This window comes from Devosia sp. (genome assembly GCF_035944845.1).
Lineage (GTDB): Bacteria > Pseudomonadota > Alphaproteobacteria > Rhizobiales > Devosiaceae > Devosia_A.
The window spans coordinates 1-4,794 of the sequence record NZ_DASZAW010000135.1 but is presented as its reverse complement, the minus strand read 5'-3'; the positions used below and the strand labels follow the sequence as shown (position 1 = coordinate 4,794).

Genomic DNA, 4,794 nt, shown 5'->3' with positions numbered 1-4,794 from the left:
TGCGCCGATGGTACTAAGTCTCAAGGCTTGGGAGAGTAGGTCGCTGCCAGGTCTGCCAAGAACATGCGTGTCTCATACGACTAGAAAAACAACACAAAACCCCGCCTGCAGAAATGCCGGCGGGGTTTTGTTTTGTCCAAGGGCGTAAAACCGACGGGCTCGAGCTGCAACGGCACAAGCTCAATCCACACGCCGAACCCGCAGTCAGGACACCCTCTCCCGCTTGCGGGGATGCGGATGAGGCCAAGGCCTCATCGCGGGAGGACCAGCCGAAGGCTGGTGGAGGGGGAGCCACGCGCACTGCCGCGACTGGTGGGCACGGGCAGGCAGCGGCGCTATCAGCGATCTAGCCGCGCAAACTGTCAGCGATCTATCTGGACTGAACTGTCATCGATCTATCTGGACAAGCCGGCTCGTGGGGCTCCCCCCCTCCCACCACGCTTGCGCGTGGTCCCCCCTCCCCCGTAAACGGGAGAGGGTCCCCGACTGCATGCTTCGGGGTTGTTGGGGCTACTTCCCCAACTGCTCAGCAGCAGTAAGTGGCAGGCCGTCAGGCGACCAGCCCATCCATTGGCATCACGCCGATCGAATCCGGAAATACCTTGGTCGAAAGATCGCTGCCGGCGATGCCGAGGTGGTCGCGAAGGACGCCTTTCAGCACCGCGCGAAGGTCGGTGGTGGGCTTGAGGTCGCGATCCTCGTAGAGGTCGGTTTCGGCCAATCCCGGCCAGTCGGCGATGACGCGGCCGCCCTTGACGGCGCCGCCCAGCAGGAACGCCACGGTGGCGGTGCCGTGATCGGTGCCCTCGTTGCCGTTGGCGCGGGCGGTGCGGCCGAACTCGGTCATCACGGCAATGACCGTATCCTGCCAGACCGGTGCGAGTTCGGTAGCGAGTGACTGGAGGGCGCCATCGAGGGCGCCGAGGACGTTGTCGAGCCGGCCATCTTCGGCGGTGTGGGTATCCCAGCCGTCATAGCTCAGCGCCGCGAGGCGAGGCCCGCCGTCCTCCGCCAGCAGCCGGGCCGAGCCTTGCGCCAGAGACTTGAACGAAGCGGCGAGCCCGCCGCCAGCGTTTACATCGATGCCGGCGGCCAGGGCATCGAGATCAACTCCCTCGCCAAGGACGCGGGCCATCTCGGGGGCCTCATGGGTGTAGAGATCAAGCAGCCGCTTCAAGGTATCGGCCGAGGCCGTCTCGAGCCGCGGCGGGGTCCAGCTCAGCGTCGGCGCGTCACCGCGCAGGATCAGCGGAATTGTCGGGCTCGCGGCAAGCCCGGACACTGGCCGTACCCCTTCGCCCGCCGGGATCGACGCGGCGGCGCGGTTGAGCCAGCCGGAGGGCGCGAGGCCCGGCCCGCCGAGCCCGCTCTCGAGCACATCCTGGCCATCGAAATGCGAGCGGTCGCGATAGGGGGTGGCGCTGGCATGCACGATCAGCGCTTCGCCCTTCTGATAGAGGGCGTGGAAGCCAGGCATGGCGCTATTGAGCCCGAAGAAACCATCGAGCGGCAGCGCCGGTTCCTGTCCCACGGCGCCGATAGCGAGATCGCCGCGCAAGCCGGCATAGTCCTTGTCGCCGATGGGCGGAACGACCGCGAGGCCATCCATCGCCCCGCGCAGGATCACGGCGATGAAACGCGGCTCGCGTCCCGGCGCCGCGTAGGCGGGCCTCGGCAGATTGGCCCAGGCGACGAACGCCCCGGCGCCGGCAAGAAACACACGGCGCGACGGGCAGAGGAGTGCATCGGCAATGCTGGGAGGGGTCTTCATGGTCATCTCCGCTGGAACTCGGGGCTCATCAGCAGCAGCGCGACGCCCTGCGCCGGGCTTTCGGCCCGTTCGATGGTCTGTTTCGATGTCGAGCTCAGCAATGGCCCAAGCACGGCCTCGGCGATCTCTCGCGGGTCGACGTCGCCGGCCGCCAGCGCCATCTGCTGCGCTACGTCGAGCCGCGTGGTCATCGCGTCGGGCGCGAGCCAGGTGGACGACAGATCGGAGAAACCGGCCGGGGCAGGCGGGTTCATCAGCGGTTGGCCAAGGCTCTGCAGCGCCTTCGTCACCTCGCCGGGTTTCGGCCGGAGGTTCAGTGCCCGATACCCGGCCCAAAGATATTCCTGCGGGCTGCGCAGCTTCTGCGCCGGCGTGGACCAACTCTCCTCGGCCTCGAGCAGGGCCTGCGACAGCGCGTGCAGATCGCCGCCGGTGTCGGTGAAGGTCTGCGACAGCCGGGCCACCAGTGCTTCGGGTGGCACGTCGGCGACAAAGGCCCGCGCGAGCTTGGTCGCAAGGTGCCGCGCGGTTGCGGGGTGCCGAGCGAGCAACCGCAGCGCTGCCTCACCCTGCTTCACGCCCTTCTCGTCGAAATCCTGGCCGAGCAACGCCGCGGCGCCTGGCTGATGCGCCTGGGCGCGGAACATGAACCTGCCGAGATTCTCGCTCCCCGGCCGTCCGACACTCCAGCCGGTGAGAATGCGCGCGAGGCTGGTGACATCGGCTTGATTGTAGCCGCCATCGACGCCGAGCGTATGCAACTCCATCAGTTCGCGCGCATGGTTCTCGTTGAGCCCGGCCTCGCGCCGCCGACCGGCCTGGCTGTCGGGGCCGACGGAGGTGGCGTTGTTGAGGTAGGTCAGCATCGCCGGATGGCGGGTGGCGGCAAACAGCAGATCCTCGAACGAGCCGAGGATGTGCGGACGGATGGCCTCGCGCTCGAACGGCCCGGCAAGGGCGCGGAGCGTGCCGCCATTATCTGCTTCGATGGAAAAATGGTTGGTCCAGAACATGACCAACCGCTCGGCAAAACCCGGTTTCGCCTCGCCGAGGCGCGCCAGCCGAACGGGCAACTCGGTGCGCAGGTTGTAGTTCTCGATCTCTTCACCGGCAGCGCCAGTAACCCGCTTCTTCTTGCGCTGCCGGTTGAGCTGCGGCTCGGCCAGATCACCAGTCTCGGCCATGGCATCGGGAGCCATGGCATCGGAAGCGGTATCGTCCGGCATACTTGCCTTGCCCGCCTTTCGCGCCTGACGGAACTCGCGATAGGCGGCAAGAGCGGCAGGGCTGTCGAGCAGCCGCTTGCCGGCAAGCAACGCCACTTCCGGGTTGGCGATTTCGTCGAGCATCTGCTGGCGAGGCTCGGCCGCGTCGTCGCCGGGGCGCAATCCCAGCCCGAAACGCGAAAAGCCGATATGAGCGTCAATCGCCATGAGGGCGGCTCCAATCAACGATGTCTGACGCTGAGGAGAGCCTTGCCTTCAAATGCGGGGGAGATGCGACCGGATTACGGCCTGTGCGTGACGCCACATTACAAAACCGCAACCTGTGGTGCGGGGGTGTTGCTGCCGGACGCGAGCGAGCCGGCCGATCAGGCCAGCGCGGGCCGCTCCCGCGCTGGTACGTTGATCGGTTCCAGATACCCCCAGTCGCGGGGCGCGGCGGCCCTGGCTTAGCCCCGCGCCTTCCGCACGGCCTCGACCGTCTGCCCGACCAGATCATCGAATGCGATCTTCGCCGGGCGCCGCATATAGGTCACGATGTCGTCGACCAGCAGCGGGGCGGACCAGCGGTCGGCGATGATGGTGCTGCCGTGCTGGATGCCGAGGACGCAGAGCATCTGGGCGGCGTTGCAATCGACGTCGTGGCCGATGCCGCAGATGATCTCCAGCGTCAGGTCGAAATCGCCACTGCCGAACCACAGCGCCACCACCTGCGCCGCGGCATTGGGGTAGACGTGGATCCAGTTGTACTCGATGTACTCGGCATCGCACTTGGCCCAGGCAGTCTGCCAATCGGGCGAGCTGCGGCAGGCGTCGAGCGCGAAGGCGAGGACGGCGCCGTATTCGGTGCGGGTCGAGAACAGCTCGATGGTCGAAACCAGCAGCGCCTTGCTGTCGGTTTCGGTGTAGGCGCGGGCGGCGAGCACGGCGTTGAACACTTCGCCGAGGATGCCGTTGCCGGCGGCGGAGATCTCGGCGTCGATCCAGGCGAGGCGGGCGGCTTCGTGGGGCTGGCCGGGGGCAACCATGCCGCAGATGGTGCCGCGCATCTGGCCGCCGATCCATTCGTCGAAGGGGTTATCCAAAGTGCCGGTGAGCGGCGGCAACAGGCCACGGCGGATGCTCGCCAGCGCTACCGCCTCGGCCGACCAGCCCATCGGGATCAGCGCGGTCCAGCGCTCGGCGATATCGGCGCCGGTGACGGCGTGGCCCTTGTCGGCGAAGGCCTCGAGGAAGGCGATCTCGAAGGTGATGTCGTCATTATAGGTGTTGGGCTCGCGCACATAGTCGCGGATCGGCCCGAACACTTTGGCGATGTTCTCGGCGGTGTAGCCCTCGAGCGCCGTGCCGGCGGCGGCGCCGACCAGTTGCGCCAGCCAGGCGGCGCGGGTGCGATCGACGAAATCGGGGCTTGCCACGTCGACGGCGGTATCGGCCGGCCAGCTGACATCGGCGTCGAAGGCCGCCCAGTCGGCATAGCGCAGGGTCTGCTGGCTCTTGTGGTGGGGATCGGCCACGGCGGCGCGCATGATGGCGCGCAGGCGATAGTCGATGGTGTAGAGGGTTTCATAGTCCTTGCTGGCGAGGGCCTCGAGGCCCTGCTTCAGCAGCGCCTCGTAGGGGGCAAGCACAAAGCCCTTGCTCTCCATCGACTGCAGGGCGCCGGCCATCAGGCATTCGGGCGCGGCGGAGCCGGGCACGTTGCTCTGCCAGTACATCGCCATCAGCATGTCGCCGCCATTCATGATGGCGCTGGCGTCCCAGGTCTGCTCTTCGGCAGTGCGGACGATCGGCAGGGTG

The 4,794-nt window shown here is 67.2% G+C and carries 3 protein-coding genes; all 3 read right to left on the bottom strand.

Annotated features, from left to right (window positions below; all coding sequences use genetic code 11):
* Window positions 1–550: 550 nt before the first annotated feature.
* A complete protein-coding gene (locus VGV07_RS26285; protein WP_414650002.1) occupies window positions 551–1,771 on the bottom strand; it encodes a DUF1501 domain-containing protein in 1,221 nt (406 codons plus the stop codon).
* A gap of 2 nt (window positions 1,772–1,773) precedes the next feature.
* Window positions 1,774–3,204 (bottom strand): DUF1800 domain-containing protein, encoded by a 1,431-nt coding sequence (locus VGV07_RS26280; protein WP_326871693.1) that lies wholly within the window; start codon window positions 3,202–3,204, stop codon window positions 1,774–1,776.
* A gap of 239 nt (window positions 3,205–3,443) precedes the next feature.
* Window positions 3,444–4,794: ADP-ribosylglycohydrolase family protein (locus tag VGV07_RS26275; RefSeq protein WP_414650001.1), on the bottom strand; the 1,351-nt coding region annotated here is incomplete at its 5' end.

Bases quoted from the DNA above. Each gene is read 5' to 3' on its own strand.
- VGV07_RS26280 (WP_326871693.1), bottom strand. From the start codon at position 3,204: ATGGCGATTGACGCTCATATCGGCTTTTCGCGTTTCGGGCTGGGATTG.
- VGV07_RS26285 (WP_414650002.1), bottom strand. From the start codon at position 1,771: ATGAAGACCCCTCCCAGCATTGCCGATGCACTCCTCTGCCCGTCGCGC.